Consider the following 20,907-nt stretch of genomic DNA (forward strand, 5'->3'; position numbering starts at 1 on the left):
GACAAATGGCGGGCGAGGGGAGGAATAACATGAATAGCAGCTGGTTTCGTAAATTACTTCTATCGTATCTTCCCGTGTTCGTTGTGGTCGTCACGATCCTGTTCGTCGTGTTCTTCCAATCGCTGAGCGAGCAGAATCGTAAGCAAGCGGTTAAAGCCAATGAGTTCTTGGCGGAGCAAGCCATAAGGATTACGGACAATTCCCTGAAGGCGCTCGATTATCAAATTTTGCGCGCTACGCTGTCATCCAGCGAACTGAAGCGGTTCTTTGGGACGAACAGCAACGATGTATACGGCAGTATCCAGGCAAATAAGCTGATGGACGACTGGAAGCTGAATTACGCTATTATCGACTCGGCCTATTTGATTCGCTTGAAGGATCAGTTTATCCTGGGCGACGGATCGGCGCAGCAGTCGAAGTTTCTGGATCAATCGTTCATTCAGCCCTATATTGAGCAGCGCATGGCGCTTGGCGAATGGTCGGGAAAAAGGAGCTTCAAGCCATACACAACGTCGGTGCCATCTGATGTCATCACGTACGTACAGGGGTACCCACAGTTTTCGACGGTGAAGCAAGGTTTCGTCGTTGTCAACGTCAGCTTGGCGAAGCTGAAGCAGACGATTGCGCCGATGTACAATCCGAATGTGACCTTCGTTCAGTTCAACGACAGCCAGGGCGGCATACTGATGAACGATGGCGACAAGCTGCCTAACAAACGAGGTATTCTGGCCAGTTACGTCTCCACGTATACGGGCTGGAAAGCTGAAAGCGGTCTAGCAAGCGGCACGCTGTCCGAGATTGCGCTAGAGTTCTACAGCGCTTGGGTCATTATCGCGTTTGCTGTCGTACTGCTTGGCGTCATTTGGGTCGTTCATATTACGCGCCGCAATTACAAGCCGGTCAGCCAGCTCGTATCACTAATCCGGACGAGTGCGTTGATTAAGCCTGATACCGACATGGGTTTGCCCAGCAGCAACGAGTTCGGCTTCATCCAAGGTGCGCTGGAGCAGCTGATGGAGGAAACGACAAAGACGCGGCAGAAGAACAAGGAAACGATTATTTTGCAGAAGAAACACCGGTTCCAAGAGGTGGTCGAGGGGGCTGTCCCGATTCGCGAGACGGAATGGCAGACGGATCTGCTCGCTTTTCACATCCAGCCAGCGGGCACTTTGGCCTTCATGCTTGAGCTGGAAATTGACCGTTATGCACAGTTTATCAAGCGGTACCAGCACCAGGATCAATCGATGCTCAAATTCGTTGTCTCCAGCGTCACTCAGGAAATCGCCACGATGAGCGGCGCTTCGGTGTGGGCGGAATGGATTGCGGACCGCAGAATGTCTGCAATTGTTTGGGTGCCTGACGATTCGGAGGGCGCGGCGTTAAGCGTGTTGATCGGGGAGCAAATCGTGGAGTGGGTGCGCGGCAATTTGAGCTTCTCCGTCACGATCGGCGTGCACGGCATGGCGTGCAATCTCGAGGAATTAAGACGATCGCACGAAATTGCGCGTGATCTGCTGCATTACAAAGCCGTGCTCGGGATGGGGCGGCTGCTTGACGCAGCGGAGCTGGAAAGTCGCTCCCATGATTTTTTCGGCACCATTCAAGCGCTGGCGCAGGCGATTCGGCTTGCCGATGGTGGATGGCGGAAGCCGATGGACGAGCTGTTCAGCCAGATGACGGATGCTGTCTCATCGCGTAAGGAAATCGAGAGCTTTATGCAGTTTCTCCACCAGCAGCTGAAACGGATGTTTCTGGAGCTGCCCAAAGATTATCGCAATGTGTGGAAAGATACTAGCACGGAATTGCTGGAGCTGCTGGCCGATTGGGAGACGTTGGACGAATTGAAGCAGGGCTGCACGCTCATCTTCGAGGCGGCGGCCGCCAAGCTGACGGTCTTGAAAGATTCGCAGCGTACGCGGGCCGTTATCGGGGATATCCGGTCGTACATTGAAGATAATTATCCAAATCCGGAGCTGTCTCTCGATCATTTGAGCGATAAGTTCGCCATCAGCGCGAAGAACATCAGTAAGCTGTTTAAGGAGGAATCCGGCTGCAACTTCGTCGATTTCCTAATTGGGCTGCGGATGGACAAAGCGAAGCTGCTACTGCTGTCGACTCATCAGTCACTCCAGGAAATCAGCGGGGAAGTCGGTTATTTTAATTATAATTCCTTTAATCGGGCATTTAAGAACGTAGCAGGCATGTCACCAAGCGATTATCGCAAACAGCAGGCGGCACGGTAAATGGATTAAACCTTGAGTTTGCCGAAAGTGTCGGCAGACTCAAGGTTTTTTTGTTTGTTGCCCGACTGGACCAGCGAAAATCATGCAATGTAGAAAAAGGTGGAGCCCGCATTTTTCACCGCCTACGATGCGCCAGGACAGCGATCCGACGAAAATTGCATGCTCGCAGAATCTTACGAATTGCCGCTTCTTGAGGCGGCGGGCTAGAATCAGGCTATCGAACCGAGCGGGGTTTGGCAGGAAACATCATGCGGCCCGTCGCTTCGGATCATAGACTGATTCTGATAGAAGGAGTAATGCGGATGGTTCAAACAACATGGTTGAGAATGAAGCGAAGTTGGGAGCTGTATCTCCTTGTCCTTCTGCCGGTGCTGTATCTAATCATATTTCAGTACATTCCGATGTTCGGGGTAATTATCGCCTTCAAAGATTTCAATATCATCAAAGGCATCTTGGGCAGCCCGTGGGTAGGCTTCAAACATTTTACCGATCTGTTCCAATCGCCGAACTTCCCGCTGTTAATTAAGAATACATTGCTGATCAGCCTGTATTCCTTGCTGGCGGGCTTCCCGATTCCGATTTTCCTGGCGCTGGCGTTGAACGAAATCCGGACGGGCTTCTTCAAGAAATCCGTACAGATGATCACGTATGCCCCCCATTTCATTTCGACCGTCGTTATGGTGTCGATCATTATCTTGATGCTTTCGCCACATGTTGGCGTAGTGGATCGGTTATTCACATTCTTCGGCTGGTCGGACACGAACTTCATGGGCGAGCCGAAATTATTCAAATCGATTTACGTGTGGTCTGGTGTATGGCAAGAAATGGGATACGCTTCTATTATCTATATCGCTGCTTTAGCCGGCGTTGATCCTTCGCTCTACGAAGCGGCGCGCATGGACGGTGCGTCCCGAATTAAGAAAATTCTCCATATCGATTTACCTTCCTTGCTTCCAATTGCCATTACCATGCTGATCCTGAGTTTGGGCAGCGTGATGGGGGTCGGCTTTGAGAAAATCTACTTGATGCAAAATTCGCTCAACGTGAGCACGTCAGAGGTTATTTCTACCTATGTCTATAAGGTCGGTCTCCTCGGCGCCAACTTCAGCTTCTCTTCTGCGGTGGGATTGTTCAATTCCATCATCAATTTGGTGCTTCTCGTCAGCGTTAATGCTATTGCTCGTAGAGTTTCAGAAAATAGTCTCTGGTAGAAAGGCGGCCGTCTATGTTGACCAAATCAAAAATCCGGGAACCGTTCGGCGACCGCGTCTTGCTCGTCACGATTTATGTTCTACTCGGCGCACTTACGCTGACGGTGCTTTACCCGCTGCTTTATATTCTAAGCTCGTCCCTCAGCTCTCCTAACGCCGTGGTATCTGGGCAAGTATGGCTGTATCCGGTAGAATTCTCGCTCAAAGCTTATAAGTCGATTTTCCAAAGCTCGCAGTTGATGCTCGGCTACTATAATAGCATCGTTTACACGGTTGTTGGTACTTTCATCAACGTCTCGTTTACCGTATTGATGGCCTTCCCGCTATCGCAGCGTATGATGGCAGGCCGCAAGTACATCATGATTCTGATGATGATCACGATGTTCTTCAGTGGTGGACTTATTCCAACCTATTTGTTGGTGAAAAATTTACATCTGCTTGATACACGCTGGGCGTTGTGGCTTCCAAGCGCATTCTCGGTCTTCCAGGTCATTATCGCCAGAACCTTCTTCATGTCATCGATTCCGACTGAATTGCAAGAGGCTGCGCAAATGGACGGCTGCCGGGATACACGATATCTATGGAGCATTGTGCTGCCGCTGTCCAAGCCCATTCTCGCGGTTATGACATTGATGTACGCGGTAGGACATTGGAATGCTTACTTCGATGCCCTCATTTACTTGAGATCCGAGCATCTGTTCCCGCTGCAATATGTTCTTCGAAATATGTTGATTCTGAACGCAGCCGATCCGGAGATGTTAGCGAATACGGCTCAGAAGCTGCGGGATCAAGGCTTCGAGCAAGTGCTGAAATACGCGCTGATCGTCGTAGCTTGCGTACCTGTGCTCATTATGTACCCGTTTGTGCAAAAGCATTTCGTGAAAGGCGTCATGATCGGTTCCCTGAAAGGCTGATTTATTATGGAGGTTGATCTCGTAAATTCTAGGTGGAGGTGAGGCGGCAGGCGATTTAGCGCATTAACGGGACATGGCAGGGGGAGTCGTCCAAGCTGACGTTTGGGTGGCACTAGAGAACTTATACATTCCAAGGAGGAATCAATGCTATGAAAAAGTCCATTTGGGTATCGCTTATGCTTGTCATGATCATCAGCAGTTTTGTGCTCTCCGCATGTGGAAGTCAAGAAAGCAATAACGGGTCGAATAGCGCGAATACGGAAGCTTCCGGCACAAACGCAGCGGACAAACCGGCCAAGACGATCAATATCGGATTCTTCGCTCCGCAAGGGAAGGCCCCGCTCGAAGATAACGACTATACCAAATATATCGAACAGAAATTCAACGTCAACATTAAGTGGGATCTTGCGCCAACGGATGCGCTGGTGGACCGCAGACAGCTGCTGCTTGCGAGCGGCGACTATCCGGAAGTATTCCTGGAAGGCAAATTCACGAACTCGGATCTCATGACGTACGGCAAGCAAGGCGTACTCGTGCCGCTGAACGATCTGATCGACAAATACGCGCCGAATCTGAAAAAAATGATGGACGAGAAGCCGTATTTGAAAGAAGCGATGACGGCGCCAGACGGCAACATTTACGGTATTCCGCGCTTCAACGAATGCTACCACTGCACATTCTCGCAGAAATATTGGATCAACCAAGAATGGCTTGACAAGGTCGGCCTCAAAGTTCCGACCACAACAGACGAGCTCTACACCGTGCTGAAAGCGTTCAAGACGCAAGATCCAAACGGCAACGGCAAAGCGGATGAAATTCCGCTGACTGGCGCACCGAACAAATACGTATGGAACGGCAACATCGACTCGTTCCTGATGAATTCATTCATTTATAACGATAATGACAAGTACTTAACCATTGCGGACGGCAAAGTTGATTTTGCTGCGAACAAGCCGGAATGGAAGGAAGGCCTGGCGTACATGCACAAGCTGTACAGCGAAGGCTTGATCGACAAGGCATCCTTCACGCAGAACGATCAAGCGGTCGCCCAGCTCGGCAATCGCGAAGGCGACGAGGTCGTAGGCTCCATCACGACGGCGCTGCTCAGCTACCTGGTCGATACGTATGACGACACGAAACCACGGGCCAAGCATTGGGTCATTGTTCCGCCACTGAAAGGACCGGAAGGTATTCAGCTTGCAGGCATGTCGCAGGGCTTTGGCGAATTCGCAATGGCCATTACGAACAAAGCAAGCGAAGAGCAGCAAATCGCAGCGATCAAAATCGCCGATTACGCCTTTACCGAAGAAGGTGCATTGTACAGTGAATACGGTCTGAAAGAAGGCATTGGCTGGAATAAAGCGAAGGCGGATGAGAAGAACATCGAAGGTCAGCCTGCGAAATATAGCTTTGCCAACCTGGCGAAGGCTGACCCTAACGTCGTTCGTAATGACAGCTGGTCGCTGCTTGGACCAAAGGATCTGTCGAAGAGCTTCCGTGACCTGTTTGCGACTGCGCAAGATCCGCTCACTGGCGCAGGCTACGAGAAGCGTCTTGCAGACGCAACAAGCACGTATGCTCCATATGCACCAAAAGAATCCTACCCCTCCAGCGCATTCGTCCGTCCTGAAGATACGGATACAATGGCGCAGCTGGCAACATCCATTAAAGACTATGTACAGTCCAATATGGCGCAATTCATTATCGGCGATAAGAACCTCGAGAAGGATTGGGATTCCTATTTGAAAGGGTTTGATGGTTTAAACCTGCCGCAGTACATCAAGATTTATCAATTAGCGATTGAGAAAAATTAAGACAAAGATAACAGCAGAGGGGAGTATACCTTCGGGTATACTTCACTCTGCTTGTCTTCGGAGAGGAAGTGTACCGATTGATGCGTTACAAAGACGCTGCGCTCCCGCCAGCCGAACGGGCGGACGATCTGCTTGCGCGCATGACGGCGGAAGAGAAGATCGGACAGATGACCCAGCCATTCGGTTGGAAAATGTATCATAAGCGGTCAGGCGGCACGATTGAGCTTGATGTCGAATTTCAAGCACGGATCAAGGAGGGCGGAATTGGTTCCTTGTATGGCACGCTGCGTGCGGATCCTTGGACAGAAGTGACGCTCGAGAACGGACTTTCACCGGAGGAAGGCGCCCGCGCTGTCAATGACATTCAGCGATATGCAATCGAGCATTCCCGGCTTGGTATCCCTATTCTGTTCGGCGAAGAATGCTCGCACGGCCATATGGCGATTGGTGCGACGGTGTTTCCGGTTCCGCTGCTCATTGGCAGTACTTGGAACGTGGATCTGTACCGCAAGATGTGCCGAGCCGTGGCGCTGGAAACCCGCAGTCAGGGCGGAGCTGCCACCTATTCGCCGGTGCTGGACGTTGTACGCGATCCGCGCTGGGGAAGAACCGAGGAGTGCTTCGGTGAAGATCCGTTCATGACCGGTGAGTTGGCGGTTGCTGCCGTGCAGGGCTTGCAGGGCGAGCGTCTTGATGGGGAGGGCAGCTTAATTGCGACGCTGAAGCACTTTGTCGGCTACGGCCATTCTGAAGGGGGACGCAACGCTGGTCCTGTTCATATGGGAAAACGCGAGCTGCACGAAGTCGATTTGTTACCTTTCCGTAAGGGAGTCGAGGCGGGAGCGATGTCCATCATGCCGGCCTACAACGAGATTGACGGCATTCCTTGCACGTCGAATGAAGAACTGCTGAACGGGGTGCTGCGTCAACATTGGGGTTTCGAGGGCTTCGTCATTACTGACTGTGGCGCCGTCAATATGCTGGCTTCGGGCCATGATGTAGCCGAAGGCGGTGAAGAAGCTTCGGCGATCTCTGTGAAGGCGGGCATCGATATGGAGATGTCAGGCGCTATGTTCGCGGGGCATTTGCATCATGCATTGCAGAACGGCCTTGTCACTGAAGCTGATCTGGATCTCGCGGTACGCCGGATTCTGGAAGCTAAGTTTAAGCTTGGTCTATTCGAACGCCCTTATGTCAATCCGGAAGCGGCTGCACGCGTTATCGGCTGCCTGGAACATGTGGAGCTTGCGCGTGAGATCGCCCGCCAAGGCATCGTCCTCTTGAAGAACGAGGACAAGACACTTCCATTGTCTAAAATTCATGCCGGCAAAATCGCGATCATCGGCCCGAACGCCGACCATATCTACAACCAGCTCGGTGACTATACGTCGCCGCAGCCAAGAGAGCGTATCGTAACGTTGCTGGACGGAATCAAAGCCGCGCTCGGCGAGGAGGCTCCGGATCGCGTGCTCTATGCACCGGGCTGCCGGATTCAGGGCGATTCCCGGGAAGGTTTCGCTTCCGCGTTGTCCTGCGCCCTGCAGGCGGATGTCGTCGTGCTAGCGCTTGGAGGCTCCAGTGCCAGAGATTTCGGTGAAGGTACGATTGATTTGCGTACAGGCGCATCTGTCGTTTCGGGTCTGTCCTGGAGTGACATGGAGTGCGGGGAAGGGATCGACCGCGCTGGCCTTCATCTGATGGGCGTTCAGCTGGAGCTGGCTCAGGCTATTCATAAGCTCGGCAAGAAGATGATTGTTGTCTACATTAACGGTCGTCCGATCGTTGAACCTTGGCTTGAGGAGCATGCCGATGCGATTATCGAAGCCTGGTATCCGGGACAGGAAGGGGGGACGGCGCTTGCCGAGATCCTGTTCGGCGACGTCAATCCTTCGGGCAAGCTGACCTTGTCTATTCCTAAGGATGTCGGCCAGCTGCCTGTGTACTATAACGCCAAGCGAAGCCGCTCCAAACGGTATTTGGAAATGGATACGAAGCCTCTCTATCCGTTCGGATACGGACTTAGCTACACCACGTTTGCTTACAGTGAGCCAGAAGTATCGCCGGCAGCCATTATGCCGGATGGTGAAGCAACCGTCACCGTTCATGTAACAAATACCGGCGAAGCCGCAGGGACCGAGGTCGTGCAATTATATATCACCGACGTTGTCAGCTCGGTGACGAGACCGGTTAAGGAATTGAAGGGCTTCGAGCGCGTGTCGCTCGCGCCAGGCGAGACGAAGGCCGTACAATTTACAGTCGGCCCGGAGCAGCTGCAGATGCTGGATGCGCGGCTGCAATCTGTCGTAGAGCCCGGCGTATTCAAGCTGACGGCAGGCAGCCATGCAGAAACAGGGAAGGTCGCACATTTGACTGTGCTTAGAGAGGGGTAACACATGCATCGCATCAGTCGTTTTATTCGTCATTTATCGGAGCGCCGGTGGGCGGAGTCGCATCCGCTGCAGGACTGGAAAGTTAAGAAAACCCGTTATGGTCTTCCGGGCAAATACGAGACCATCCCCGGCGGCGAAGAAAGTCAACAGACGGACATGCTGCTCGATGGGCAATATGGGATTACCTATTTTCTGACCAAGCAGATTACCATCCCGCAGGAATGGGAGCCCAGAACGGCTGGTTTGAGAATCAGTGGCGGCGGCGAGGGCTTGCTTCGTGTCAATGGGGCGTCCTATCACGGTATCGACCGCAATCACAACGTCGTTCCGCTGTATTTGGAAGGAACGGGCTTAACGCCGCTGCTAGAATTTGAGCTGTTTGACCCGATTCCAGAGCCTGTCGATCCACTTAACAATCAGGCGCCGGTCAACCCACCTGTGACGATGTTTGAAGTAAAGCTCGTCCGGTTCAACAAGGCGGCGCAAAGCTTGTTTTATACCGTACAGGCTGTTTATGAGACGATGATTCTGTTGCCCGAGCAGGACAGTAACCGCGGGCGTCAGCTCCATGCGCTGTATGAAACCATACAAGCCTGCGACGACTTGCGCGAAGAAGAGTGGCATGAGAGCGAGCGGCTGTCCGCCATCGAAGGCCGTCTGGCTGATCGGATTACTTCCATGTTCCCCTCGCTTCCGACGCAGGGCAAGATGCACATGGTCGGGCAGTCCCATATCGACATTGCATGGCTATGGCCGGTTAGGGAGACGGTCCGCAAAGTAAGCCGTACATTCTCCACGATGACATCGCTGATGGAGGAGTACCCTGATTTTGTATACTCCCAAAGCCAGCCGCTGCTGTACGCGTTCGTGAAAGAGAATGATCCTGAATTGTACGTGAAAATCAAGAAGGCGGTCGCCGAAGGACGATGGGAGCTCGTCGGCGGCATGTGGGTGGAACCGGATTTGAACATTCCAAGCGGCGAATCGCTCGTCCGCCAAATCCTCCATGGTCAGCAATTTTACCGTGACGAATTCGGCAAAGGATCGGCTATCGAATGGCTGCCCGATACGTTCGGCTATTGCGCTTCGCTTCCGCAGATTCTGAAGCTTGCTGGCGTTGATTATTTCATGACGACCAAGCTGAATTGGAACGATACGAACAAGTTCCCGCATGAATTATTCCGCTGGGTCGGTATCGACGGAACGTCGATTGTTTCTTACCTAAGCCATGCTCTTAATGAGAATACGAGGCCAAAGAACGTGGCAGAGAGCTGGAACGCTTACAGACAGAAGGACAAGCTCAATGAGCTGATGCTTCTTTACGGACATGGCGACGGCGGGGGTGGCGTGACGCGAGACATGATTGAGCTCGTGCAGCGAAGTAGGCTAATGCCGGGTCTGCCTGCGGGCAGCTTCAGCACGGCTGGCGCATTCTTCGAACAGGTCGGCCATGTTGCAGAGACGCTGCCGGAATGGCATGGTGACTTGTATCTGGAGTTGCACCGCGGCACACTGACGACGCACGGACGGAACAAGCGAAGCAACCGCAAAGCGGAAGCACTCTACCGCGAAGCGGAAATTTGGGGCACGCTGGCTCGCGCTTACACCGGCGCGGACATGGATGTCGAAGCGATGAACCGGGGCTGGAAGCTTATACTGCTTAATCAGTTTCACGACATCATCCCGGGCACGGCGATTACGGAGACGTACGAGACCTCGGCCACGGAGTACGATGAAATCTTCGCACTTGGGGGCAAGGAGCTGGACCAAGCGCTGCTTGCGCTGGCGGGAGCGGTAGACGCGGTGGGCGAAGGAACGCCGTACATGGTGTTCAACAGCCTTGGCTGGGAGCGCGAAGACACGATTCTCATCGCAGGCGGAGCGGAGCTTGCAGGTGCCTGCGCCTATGATGAAGCGGGCTTCCGTCTGCCATGCGATTGGCTGTCGGACGAAGCGGCAGGAGGAGATCAACAAGGCGGGTTGATGGTGACGGTTCAGGCGATTCCAGCGTTTGGCTACAAGACGATCTGGCTGCGGCAAGCACCTGGCAAAGAGGATCAGCAGCGGAGCGCAAGCTTGAACGAGACCGATTTGAGTGAATGGGAAACCGTGCATTACCGGCTGGAATTCAACGAACGAGGCGAGATCGTGCGCTGGTGGGACAAAGCGGCGCAGCGCGAGCTGCTGAAGCCTGGCGCCAAGGCGAACGAGCTGCAGTTCTTCCATGACAAGCCAACGTATTGGGATGCGTGGGACATCGATCCGAAGTACGAGCAGCATCCAGCTGGACAGGCTGAGCTTATTGGGAAGCGGCTTATCTTGTCAGGCGACACAGCCGATATTATCCGGTTCGAGTGGGAGCTAGGACTGTCACTTATCACGCAGGATCTGATTCTCTATCCGAATCAGAAGCGCGTTGATTTCAAAACTCGTGTACAGTGGCGGGAAAGCCACAAATTGCTGAAGGTAGCTTTCCCTATGGATATCCTGTCCACCAAAGCAGCGTACGAAATTCCGTTTGGTGCCTTGGAGCGTCCAACGCATCGCAATACAAGCTGGGAGCAAGCGCAGTACGAGGTGTGCGGACACCGTTGGGCAGATATTTCGGAAGGCGGTTACGGGGTTAGCTTGCTGAATGACAGCAAGTATGGCTACGACGTCAAGAATGGTGTTCTCCGTCTTTCCTTGCTGCGTGCACCGAAATGGCCGGATAACACGGCCGATCAAGGCGAGCATGAATTTACTTATTCGCTTTATCCGCATGAGCAGGACTGGCGTAACGCCGAAGTCGTGCGCAGAGCGGCAGAGCTGAATCATCCGGCTGCCTTGCTTCGTCTCCCTAAGGAAAGCGAGAATGGCGCAGGCAAGCTGCCGTCGACGAAGACGCTGCTGCAGCTAGATAGCCGTACAGTTGTGCTCGACACGGTGAAGCCTGCGGAAAGCGGTGAGGGCATTGTGCTTCGGTTCTACGAATCGACCGGCAGTCGCGACCGGATCGTGTTCGAGCTGCCGCCGGCAACGGAACGTGCTAACGTTGTTAATTTGCTGGAAGATGTCATGGAAACCTGCAGCGTCGGCCCGAATGGTACAGTAGAGCTGATATTCAATCCGTTTGAGATCAAATCGATTCATTTGTTCTAGTATATTTTAATCATGGGAGAGGCGGTAACCGCGATGAAAATCGGATTAAGTACGTACAGCTTGCTTGGAGCTCTCAATTCCGGCGAAATGACGGTTCTGGACGCAATTGATTGGATTAAAGAGAACGGCGGGGAGCATATGGAAATCGTGCCGTACGGCTTCACACTCGTCGATAACCCGGAATTAGCAGACGCGGTGCGAGAGAAGGCGAAGGCGGTCGGCATCGAGCTGTCGAATTATTCTATGCCGGCGAATTTCGTGCAGCCGGATGAACCGTCTTTCGAGGCGGAGATGGACCGCGTCAAAGCTCATGTTGATCTCGTTCACCGGCTCGGCATAAAGCATATGCGCCACGACGTGACGGCGTTCTCGATCGAGAAGGAGCAGACGACGATCGCCTGGTTCGAAGAGAGCCTGCCGCTTATCGTCAAAGGCAGCCGGATTATCGCCGACTATGCAGCGCAATTTGGCATTACGACAACGATCGAGAATCACGGCTTCAGCGTTCAGGCGAGCGACCGGGTACAGCGAGTGCTGCAGGCGGTAGACCGTCCGAATTTCAAGACGACGCTCGACGTTGGCAATTTCATGTGCGTGGATGAGAATCCGGTCATCGGCGTTATGAAGAACTTGCCTTACGCATCTCTGGTGCATTTCAAAGATTTCTACTTCCGTTCGTTCGATGAGTCTCCCGGCGGCGGTGACTGGTTCCGCACAAGCAACGGCAACTATCTGCGCGGGGCGATCGTTGGGCATGGTGAGATTCCGCTGCGCCGCATCGTGAAGCTGATAAAAGGCTCCGGGTATGATGGCAACGTCACGGTCGAATTCGAAGGCATGGAAGAGTGCAAGATGGCTTCGCGGATCGCAATGGACAATCTTCGTCAGCTGTGGCAGGAAGCCTAAGAAAATTCGTTAATGGGGAAGGCGGATTTGAACATGCAGACAGATAAGGCGGAAGAATCGCGCATCGTGCCAACGGCCAAACAGTTGGCTTATCAGGATTGGGAGTTTGGTTTGTTCTTGCATTTCGGCTTGCGGACGTTCTATGAAGGCTATGCTGATTTCGACGAGCGGAAGATGACGCCTGCCGATTTCAATCCGGTCCAGCTCGACTGCGAGCAATGGATTCGGACAGCCAAGGAAGCGGGAATGGAATACGCAGTCCTGACTGCGAAGCATCATGATGGCTTCTCCAACTGGCCGTCCAAGTACAGCCGGTTCACGGTCGAAGCGTCGCCGTGGAAAGATGGCAAAGGCGACGTCGTGCGCGAATACGTTGACGCTTGCCGTAAGTATGATGTGAAGGTGGGGTTGTATTACTCGCCTTTCGATGGCTCAACCGATTTCTATTCGCAGGATGCGCAGGCGTATGACGATTATTTCGTCAATCAAATTACTGAGCTGCTTAGTGATTACGGCGACATCGATATCCTGTGGTTCGATGGCTGCGGCTCCGAGAATCACGAATACGATTGGCCTCGGATTATCGGAACAATCCGCCGGCTGCAGCCGAGTATTCTAATCTTCAACATGGGCGATCCGGATTTCCGCTGGATCGGCAACGAGGACGGCATTGCGCCAATTCCGTGCTGGAACACGGTCGAAACTGCCGACTTCTCGATCTATACGGAGAAGAAGGAACAATTCGGCAAACGGTTATGGCTGCCTGCGGAATGCGACGTGCAGATGCGGCAGAACGGCAGCACCTGGTTCTACAGTGACAATGACGAACACATGGTTAAGAGTGTGGACGAGCTGATGGGCCTCTATTACCTGTCCATTGGCCGTGGCACGAATCTGCTGCTCAACATCGGACCAAACCGCGAAGGTTTGCTGCCTGCCAAGGATACGGCGCATTTAACGGCGTTTGGAGACGAAATCCGTCGCCGCTTCGGTGGGCCAATCGCGTCGCTTGACGCATGTCGGCAGGAAGGGCGGCAATGGCAATACAAAGCTTCGGTGCCGCATATCATTGATCACATTATCATCCAGGAGAATTTGACGGACGGCGAGTGCGTGCTCTCCTTCACCGTGTCGGTGCTATCGGCGAAGACCCATACGCCGGTAACCGTCTACGAGGGTCGAAACATCGGCCATAAAGCGATTATCCGCATCCCAGCAGTCAAAGTGGCCGGAGTGATCGTGGAAGTGACGGCATGCGACGGGGAGCCTATTCTCCGTGAGCTGAGCTTCCACTATGCGGGGGACACCGATTCGTAGTTGCAAAGAAACCTAACGGCTTTTACGTTAGGTTTCTTTTTTTATTATGAGCGTTTATTGCTCCTCTGTTGAGGACTCCCCAACCCTCAGAACAACCGCCGCCTTAAACAAATCCCCATCAGTCTCCAGCGTCAGTCGACCCTCATGCAGATCAATAATCGACTTGGCAATCGCGAGTCCGAGTCCTGATCCTTCCGTATGACGTGACGTATCCCCGCGTTTGAAGCGCTCGAATAACTCCTCAGCATTATCGCTAATTTCATACTTCGATACATTCTTGAACGTAATCGTAACTTCTTGCTGTTCGGATAACTGCATCGTGATATAGGCTCGTGTCTGAACGAGTGAATACTTCATCATGTTTCCAATGAGGTTATCGAACGCGCGCCACAGCTTCTGACCATCTGCAATTACGTATATGGGCTCCTCGGGCAAAGAGATACGGAATTGAATATTTGAGCTGTCCATATCCTCTTTATACTCCGCAAGCGCCTGCTGCATAAGCTGGACGAGATCTGTTTGCTCTAGGAGCAGCTTCGCATTGCCGCTTGCCATGGTCGACACTTCAAACAAATCGTCAATCATTACCTTTAAACGCTTGGATTTCTGGTCGATGATCTCGACGTAAGCGGCTCTCTCCTCAAAAGTTGCTTCCTCCGATTTTAACAGCCCCGCATAAGTAATTATTGAAGTAAGGGGAGTCCGAAGATCATGACTAACGTTCGTAATGAGCTCTGTCTTCAGCCTTTCACTTTTGGCTTGTTCATTCTGAAGGAGTTTGACGCCACGTCTTAACTCGTTGATATTGGCAGCCAGCGAAGCAAGTACGCCACTTCCCGATGGGGGAAGCTCATTTGGCATTCGGCCGGCTGCCAGCTCGTCCGCTGCCAAGGCAACCCGATTTAGATGTATGGATTGCCTTGCCGTTATGAGGATTGCGACAATCCCAATAACCGCAAGAATCGGTATATATAGAGCAATGATGGAGAGCTCATTGTAGCCGGGCTCATGAAAGAAGGAGATAATCATCCCCCATACCCCAATAAATCCTAGTCCGATCAAGATAAAGGCAAGAACGAGCAGTCTTATTCCAGTGCTTTTATAAATAAAGGAGTCCTTCACCAAATTCACGATTTGATTGAATCTGGCTTTCACACGTAAGCTGCCCCGATTTAATAAAGATTTGGACCATTGTCTCCTGAAATCGCCCCAGCTGCCCAACTCGCTCACAAGGAACTGTCCTTGAAGAAGGGAGAGTGCCATGCCAATCGCCGCAATGGAGAGTACAACAAGCAACCTCCCGAGGTATGACAGAGGTGCTTCGAGAAGGGAAGGGTAATGATCCGCCATGTTCACGAGCAAGCTAATGGTCAAGACAGACGTTCCGGCGAAAAATAAAGCTTTGGCATCAAGCGGCAGCTTACTATAGGAGGCCGTCCATAGGCTTGTCTCACTCCGAATGGCCATGATGACTTTGAAACGCTTCAAGCATAGGACGAGCAACGTAATGCCTGCGAGACAATAGGCGAACAGGATCAACTGCTCCCAGGTGTATCTAATGGAATTCCCCTGAATAGGACTGTTCATTGGCACCGCGATCCAGCCTTGATAAGGATTGATCGAAGCGTCCAGCAGTTCGTGAGCTCCAATATTTTTCTGCATCGAATTCGTAATATCGATCGTATAGTCCGTTGTATAGACGTAACCGCTGCTGTGTAATTCTTTTTGAGCAAGTCGATCAGAGACATTCAAGCTCGAATGAACAGAACTAGCGGTAGGACTTGAAAAGTAATAGTCAAACTGATTCGCCAGTTCATTGTACTTAAAGCGGTAAGGCTCCCTTAACCTGAAGTAGGTGTCTATTCGTTGTTCCTTCTCCTTACGGATAAGGGAAATGACATAATCGTCATCATTGTAGAGTCTCAAGAGTTCTTCCAGCTTGCTTTGTCTCTGGGCTATGTAATAGGCAACCACATTGCTGTTGCCATCTGCAGATGCTTTCGCAATAAGTGGCTTGTATTCTTCTAGGATTGCATTCGTTTGGTCAGCCAGAGGCTCCAGCTCATTGCGATAATTGATCATGTCTTCCATCTCCACCTTAATGGAGTTTTTCGCTGCTTGCACCTCGGGCGAATTGAGCTCAAACAGGTTCAAGTAAGCAGCGAATTGATCAAGCTGTTGCTTGAATTCTGACGTATGGTAGTAATCTTGATGAAGGTAACGGCTTCCCTGATTTAATAACGTTAACGGTCCGCTCAGGCCAATCACAAGCAAGAGCGCATAGAGGAAGAGACGTGTGCTATTTCTCCATTTTGTATCCAATGCCCCACACCACTTTCAAATATCTTGGGTTTTTCGGATCAATCTCAATCTTTTCACGAATTTTGCGAATGTGGACGGCAACCATATTTTCGGCGTTGTAGCCTGGCTCCTTCCAAACACGTTCATAAATTTCCTGGATCGAGAGGACTCGTCCCGCATTTGTCATTAAGAGCTCAACGATCTTATACTCGATAGGGGTCAGCTTGACTGCTTCGCCATTCACAGTTACTTCCTTGCCCTCCACGTTTAACGCGAGACCGCGCAGGTCGATCATTTTCTTGACGCCTTCGTAGGAGCCAAAAGTGACGTATCTCCTTAGCTGGGACTTCACCCTTGCAACAAGCTCCATCGGATTAAACGGCTTGGTCACATAGTCATCCGCCCCTATATGAAGTCCAAGTATTTTATCGCTGTCCTGGCTCTTGGCACTTAAGATGAGGATCGGAAGGTTACGATGCTCGCGGATTTTGAAGGTGGCAGTAATACCGTCAAGCCTAGGCATCATGAGATCCATTATGATGAGATGTACTTGGTGTGACTCCAAAGTCTCCAGTGCTTCCAAACCATCCTCCGCCTTCAAAACGGATATACCTTCGTGTCTCAAATAAATCTCGATGGCGTCACGTATTTCCTTATCGTCGTCGACCACCAGCACCACGCGCTGCTCCATCTTTTTCATTCCCCCTTGCGTGTTAGCCATTTCATATTCTCATTGTAATTGGAAATTCTTAATAACTGTTCATGAAATTTATGAAGAACTTCTTAAATTATTGGCGTATTAGGTATCATGTACTGAATAACCCGAGTCTCTCGTCGATACGACCAACTTAACTGCTTTCGAGCAGGTTTTTCTTTGTGCAGACCGGTTGTGAGCAGCCATTAAAGATTACTTTGACACATAGAGTACTTTAGGCTATTATTACTCTATCAGATAGAATAGTTAGGCAAGGAGGGCTCAGTATTATTAGGAGCGACATAATTCGCGGGCATTTGGATCCAATCATCCTACGCCTGATTCTGGAGAAGGATCGGTACGGATATGAAATTTCTAAAGAGATCAGCCTGCGAACGAAGGACAGATTCCAGATTAAAGAAGCCACTTTGTATGCGGTATTCCAAAGGCTGGAGAACAAAGAACTTATTGAGTCCTACTACGGAGACGTTTCTCATGGGGGACAGAGGAAATATTACCGAATAACGACATTAGGTAAGGCTTACTTACGTGAAACGGTTATAGAATGGCAAGAAATTAAGGAAATTATCGACGTGTTTATGGAGGGATTGATTTGAAATCGATAAAGCAGCATGTAGACGAATTGTTCAAGGGCATTCCGGAGAGCGAGAAAAAGAAGATTATCAAACAGGAAATTGTAGCTAATCTTCAAGAGAAAGTATTCGACTTGATGGAGCAGGGAAAGGAAGAAGAGGATGCGATCAACAAAGCGATTGTTGAATTTGGTGACATAGAAGAAATCAAGCAGCAGCTTGGACACAAGCTTCCTACAAGAAGGAACAATGCCAAATTAAATCTCGGCTTCTCGGTCTGGGGCAGCCTTATGATTATTGCACTTGTTGTATTCGTCAATTTCTATTATACCCCTGATGTGATCTGGTTCGTGTACCCGACTTTTGCTGTTCTTTGGTGGCCGTTGTCCATGGTGTTTAATTGGTTACGCTTAAGGTGAGGAGGTCGACCTAATGATAGATAGGCAGCAAGTTGGTTTTGCCGCAGTTGGCAGCTTGATGAGTATCTTGTTTTTTATGCTCGTGAATTTCTTAACAAGTCCAAGTGAAATTTGGTTTATTTATCCGGCATTTGTATTATTGTTCTGGCCACTTAGCCTGGCGTCTGTAAGAAAGGGTTATTACAGGCTGTATTCGTTGCTAGGGAGCCTGCTGGTCATTGTCTTTCTGCTTACGATTAACTATATGGAATCACCTGATTATCCGTGGTTCGTCTACGCCTTATTTCCAGTAATATGGTGGCCAATTACGATGTACAGCAGGTCCAAAGCTAAAACGTTAACCTTCGCCATCATCTCGAACATAAGTGCGATTTTGTACTATTCGATCTTGAATGCTGCTATGTCTCCTGATTATCCTTGGGCGATATATCCTGCTTTTGCTGTGATCTGGTGGCCGCTTGCTCTGTATTATGTCCGTAAGAAGCAGTATTATAGCTTTTCCATCTCTGCCAGCTCACTGATGATTGCCTTCTTTATTACGGTCAATGTGGTTTCTTCCCCGGATACAATCTGGGCGATCTATCCGATCTTTGCCGTTCTGTGGTGGCCGCTCAGCATATATTATTTTCAGGTCAAAAGAATCAAGAACTGATCTAACCCAGATTAAATGGAATGTCCTTAAGGACAGAGGGGAACAATATGCAAAATTCCGTACGTCAACTTAAAAAAGACATGGCTCCTTATGAGAAATCAAATCCCAAGACCAGCATTCTACAGATCTTGAATACCATCTTGCCGTTTGTAGTGCTCTGGTATGTTGCCTATCTCTCGCTCTCCGTATCTTATTTGCTCACTTTAGCTGTTGCTGTTGTCGCATCCGGATTCGTCGTTCGGACTTTTATTATTTTCCATGATTGCTGTCACCAGTCCATGTTCAAGAGCAAGAGATTAAATGAAATAGTCGGAACGTTTACAGGCATTCTTACTTTCTTTCCTTATTATCAGTGGAAGCATGCGCACTCGATTCATCATGCTACAAGCAGTAATCTTAATAAAAGAGGTATAGGGGACATTTGGATCCTTACGGTAGATGAGTATTTAACTTCTTCCGTATGGAAGCGTATCGGTTACAGATTGTATAGGAATCCTTTTGTTTTGTTCGTTCTTGGACCGTTCTACACGATTCTTATTGAAAATCGCTTCAATCGGAAAAATGCCAAAGCGAAAGAACGAATCAATCTGTATTTGACGAATTTAGGTATTGTGGTTGTAGCAGGGCTGGTCTGTTGGGCTATTGGCTGGCAAGCCTTTCTGATGGTTCAGATTCCGATCTTCTATGTATCCGGAGCAGCTGGTATCTGGTTGTTCTATGTGCAGCATCAGTTCGAAGACAGCTACTTCGAGAACGAAGAAGAGTGGGACTATGTGAAGGCGGCAGTTGAAGGAAGCTCTTATTACAAGCTGCCTAAGCTGCTGCAATGGTTGTCGGGGAATATCGGCTTCCACCATGTTCATCACCTGAGTCCTAGAGTACCGAACTATTACTTGGAAGAAGCTCATAATATGACGCCAGCTTTGCATAAAGTGACTACGATCACGATTGCCTCCAGTCTGCAGGCCATTCGGTTCCGCCTCTGGGATGAGAGCAACAAGAGATTTGTTGGATTCAAAGAAATAAGTGAGAGAGTTAAAAAAAGTAAAATGGGTGCTGTTGCAGCCGGCAAGGAAAATTAAAGGGCAGTCTCTCAGGTAAAGCACCTGAGAGACTACCCTTTTTTTATTTTACCTTATGAATTTGAGAAATTTGGTGCTTGCGGTATTCACCAGGCGACATTCCGATCTGCTTCTTAAACATCCGGTTGAAGGATGTTATGTTAGCGTATCCGACCTGCATGCTGATGTCTTGAATGGACATCTCGGTGACGATGAGCAGCTCCTTTGCCTTGCGGATGCGAATCTCGTTCAGATGGTCGCTGAAGTTCGCACCGGTCTTCTCTTTAATATAAACAGATAAATAAGCAGGGGACATGGTCAGCAACTGGGACAAATAGGCGAGCGACAAATCTTGAGAGTAACGGGTGTGTAAAATATCCATGACAAGGGCCGCGGTCGGATCCTGATGTTTTTGAGAATATTTGATGAAGGCGGCGACCTGTTCGAAAAGCTTTGTGAACGTTTCCAAATAGTCCTGGACAGTTCCACATTCATACAATTGCTTGATAATGGTGTAGACCTTCTCAACTGCTGCGGCTTCCAAGTGCAGCGGTTCTAGAGTAATCCACACTTTGGCCGCTGTAAGGTTAGCGAGGTGTTGGTAGGCTTGAAATGCAGCTCTGCTTTTGACAAATTGGTCAATCAATTGGGACACCATCTGCATAGCACCTTCAGCGTTGCCCGATTGCAAAAAGGAGCTAAGAGCCTGCTCGTGCTTAGGACTTAATAGAAGTGGGGGAGTTGTCTTCAGCTTGTCAATCACTTGAGTTTCCTCGGTCAAGTTCGCTTGCTTGGCCATCTCTTGTACTTGCTGATAGGCGACGCCAAGCTCATTATAACGAACGGACTGCGTGCCGACGGCTATGGTGATATGGCAGCGGGTCTTCTCCCATTTCAGCATTGGTTTCAACGTATTGATGAACGAGGCAATTTTCTCGCGAGTGGTTCCATAGAAGACAGAGACAATACTATCTGTCTCGATCTGGAACGTATCTGTGTCGTTAAATCGCTCACTTATCTGAATATGGAACGATTCGGCGAGGTTGTGAAGGATATATTGCTGTTCATCGCTAGCGCTAGCTTCTTTTGGAAATCGAAAATGAAAAAGCACGACATGACAGCTTCGGTTGGCAGACAGCCGATTGCTCCAATCTACACTCAAAACGCCGTTAATATTCCTTAGCCGGTTTAAACATTCCAAGCGAGATAGGGCAGAGAATTGGGTTGAATTCGAACCTAACTTCTTGAAGC

At 50.4% G+C, this 20,907-nt stretch carries 15 protein-coding genes; 12 read left to right on the top strand and 3 right to left on the bottom strand.

The window, feature by feature from the left end; genetic code table 11:
* Nucleotides 1-29 precede the first annotated feature (29 nt).
* The 8 genes from FHS17_RS17485 to FHS17_RS17520 all read left to right on the top strand — a co-directional run bounded on the left by FHS17_RS17485 (nt 30) and on the right by FHS17_RS17520 (nt 13,936).
* Nucleotides 30-2,243, top strand: coding sequence for a helix-turn-helix domain-containing protein (locus FHS17_RS17485; RefSeq protein WP_167279718.1), 2,214 nt, complete (start codon nt 30-32; stop codon nt 2,241-2,243).
* Between the two features lie 302 nt (nt 2,244-2,545).
* Nucleotides 2,546-3,454, top strand: a complete 909-nt coding sequence (locus tag FHS17_RS17490; protein WP_243865413.1) for an ABC transporter permease — start codon at nt 2,546-2,548, stop codon at nt 3,452-3,454.
* 14 nt (nt 3,455-3,468) lie between these two features.
* Nucleotides 3,469-4,368, top strand: coding sequence for a carbohydrate ABC transporter permease (locus FHS17_RS17495; RefSeq protein ID WP_091187161.1), 900 nt, complete (start codon nt 3,469-3,471; stop codon nt 4,366-4,368).
* 149 nt (nt 4,369-4,517) lie between these two features.
* On the top strand, nt 4,518-6,182 hold the full coding sequence (locus tag FHS17_RS17500; protein WP_167279720.1) for a type 2 periplasmic-binding domain-containing protein: 1,665 nt from the start codon (nt 4,518-4,520) through the stop codon (nt 6,180-6,182).
* 80 nt (nt 6,183-6,262) lie between these two features.
* Nucleotides 6,263-8,572, top strand: coding sequence for a glycoside hydrolase family 3 N-terminal domain-containing protein (locus FHS17_RS17505; protein ID WP_167280056.1), 2,310 nt, complete (start codon nt 6,263-6,265; stop codon nt 8,570-8,572).
* Nucleotides 8,573-8,575: 3 nt separating this feature from the next.
* On the top strand, nt 8,576-11,713 hold the full coding sequence (locus FHS17_RS17510) for an alpha-mannosidase (protein ID WP_167279721.1): 3,138 nt from the start codon (nt 8,576-8,578) through the stop codon (nt 11,711-11,713).
* Nucleotides 11,714-11,746: 33 nt separating this feature from the next.
* Nucleotides 11,747-12,619, top strand: coding sequence for a sugar phosphate isomerase/epimerase family protein (locus tag FHS17_RS17515; RefSeq protein WP_167279722.1), 873 nt, complete (start codon nt 11,747-11,749; stop codon nt 12,617-12,619).
* 33 nt (nt 12,620-12,652) lie between these two features.
* A complete protein-coding gene (locus FHS17_RS17520; protein ID WP_167279723.1) occupies nt 12,653-13,936 on the top strand; it encodes an alpha-L-fucosidase in 1,284 nt (427 codons plus the stop codon).
* 54 nt (nt 13,937-13,990) lie between these two features.
* Here the strand turns inward: FHS17_RS17520 and FHS17_RS17525 are convergent, their stop codons facing one another.
* Both FHS17_RS17525 and FHS17_RS17530 read right to left on the bottom strand, forming a co-directional pair.
* Nucleotides 13,991-16,258 (bottom strand): sensor histidine kinase, encoded by a 2,268-nt coding sequence (locus FHS17_RS17525; RefSeq protein ID WP_167279724.1) that lies wholly within the window; start codon nt 16,256-16,258, stop codon nt 13,991-13,993.
* Entirely contained in the window at nt 16,236-16,928 is a 693-nt protein-coding gene (locus FHS17_RS17530) for a response regulator transcription factor (RefSeq protein WP_167279725.1), read from the bottom strand. The genes FHS17_RS17525 and FHS17_RS17530 overlap by 23 nt, the downstream gene beginning before the upstream one ends.
* A 290-nt stretch (nt 16,929-17,218) precedes the next feature.
* Between FHS17_RS17530 and FHS17_RS17535 the strand changes: the two genes are divergently transcribed.
* The 4 genes from FHS17_RS17535 to desA are packed head-to-tail and all read left to right on the top strand — an operon-like array spanning nt 17,219 to nt 19,677.
* The gene (locus FHS17_RS17535; RefSeq protein WP_167280057.1) at nt 17,219-17,548 is read left to right on the top strand and encodes a helix-turn-helix transcriptional regulator; all 330 of its coding nucleotides are present in this window, start codon (nt 17,219-17,221) and stop codon (nt 17,546-17,548) included.
* A complete protein-coding gene (locus FHS17_RS17540; RefSeq protein ID WP_167279726.1) occupies nt 17,545-17,943 on the top strand; it encodes a permease prefix domain 1-containing protein in 399 nt (132 codons plus the stop codon). Before FHS17_RS17535 ends, FHS17_RS17540 begins: the two co-directional genes overlap by 4 nt.
* 13 nt (nt 17,944-17,956) lie before the next feature.
* Nucleotides 17,957-18,595 (top strand): 2TM domain-containing protein, encoded by a 639-nt coding sequence (locus FHS17_RS17545; RefSeq protein WP_167279727.1) that lies wholly within the window; start codon nt 17,957-17,959, stop codon nt 18,593-18,595.
* A 47-nt stretch (nt 18,596-18,642) separates the two neighbouring features.
* The gene (desA, locus tag FHS17_RS17550; RefSeq protein WP_167279728.1) at nt 18,643-19,677 is read left to right on the top strand and encodes a Delta(5) desaturase DesA; all 1,035 of its coding nucleotides are present in this window, start codon (nt 18,643-18,645) and stop codon (nt 19,675-19,677) included.
* 43 nt (nt 19,678-19,720) lie between these two features.
* On the opposite strand, the gene FHS17_RS17555 is transcribed toward desA, so the two are convergent.
* The gene (locus tag FHS17_RS17555; RefSeq protein WP_167279729.1) at nt 19,721-20,818 is read right to left on the bottom strand and encodes a helix-turn-helix domain-containing protein; all 1,098 of its coding nucleotides are present in this window, start codon (nt 20,816-20,818) and stop codon (nt 19,721-19,723) included.
* Nucleotides 20,819-20,907 lie beyond the last annotated feature (89 nt).

The organism is Paenibacillus lupini (assembly GCF_011761355.1).
GTDB classification, from domain to species: domain Bacteria; phylum Bacillota; class Bacilli; order Paenibacillales; family Paenibacillaceae; genus Pristimantibacillus; species Pristimantibacillus lupini.

Coding starts and splice junctions, on each gene's coding strand:
- FHS17_RS17545 (WP_167279727.1), top strand. CDS start 17,957: ATGATAGATAGGCAGCAAGTTGGTTTTGCCGCAGTTGGCAGCTTGATG.
- FHS17_RS17530 (WP_167279725.1), bottom strand. CDS start 16,928: ATGGAGCAGCGCGTGGTGCTGGTGGTCGACGACGATAAGGAAATACGT.
- FHS17_RS17500 (WP_167279720.1), top strand. CDS start 4,518: ATGAAAAAGTCCATTTGGGTATCGCTTATGCTTGTCATGATCATCAGC.
- FHS17_RS17510 (WP_167279721.1), top strand. CDS start 8,576: ATGCATCGCATCAGTCGTTTTATTCGTCATTTATCGGAGCGCCGGTGG.
- FHS17_RS17505 (WP_167280056.1), top strand. CDS start 6,263: ATGCGTTACAAAGACGCTGCGCTCCCGCCAGCCGAACGGGCGGACGAT.
- FHS17_RS17520 (WP_167279723.1), top strand. CDS start 12,653: ATGCAGACAGATAAGGCGGAAGAATCGCGCATCGTGCCAACGGCCAAA.
- FHS17_RS17490 (WP_243865413.1), top strand. CDS start 2,546: ATGGTTCAAACAACATGGTTGAGAATGAAGCGAAGTTGGGAGCTGTAT.
- FHS17_RS17495 (WP_091187161.1), top strand. CDS start 3,469: ATGTTGACCAAATCAAAAATCCGGGAACCGTTCGGCGACCGCGTCTTG.
- desA (WP_167279728.1), top strand. CDS start 18,643: ATGCAAAATTCCGTACGTCAACTTAAAAAAGACATGGCTCCTTATGAG.
- FHS17_RS17485 (WP_167279718.1), top strand. CDS start 30: ATGAATAGCAGCTGGTTTCGTAAATTACTTCTATCGTATCTTCCCGTG.
- FHS17_RS17515 (WP_167279722.1), top strand. CDS start 11,747: ATGAAAATCGGATTAAGTACGTACAGCTTGCTTGGAGCTCTCAATTCC.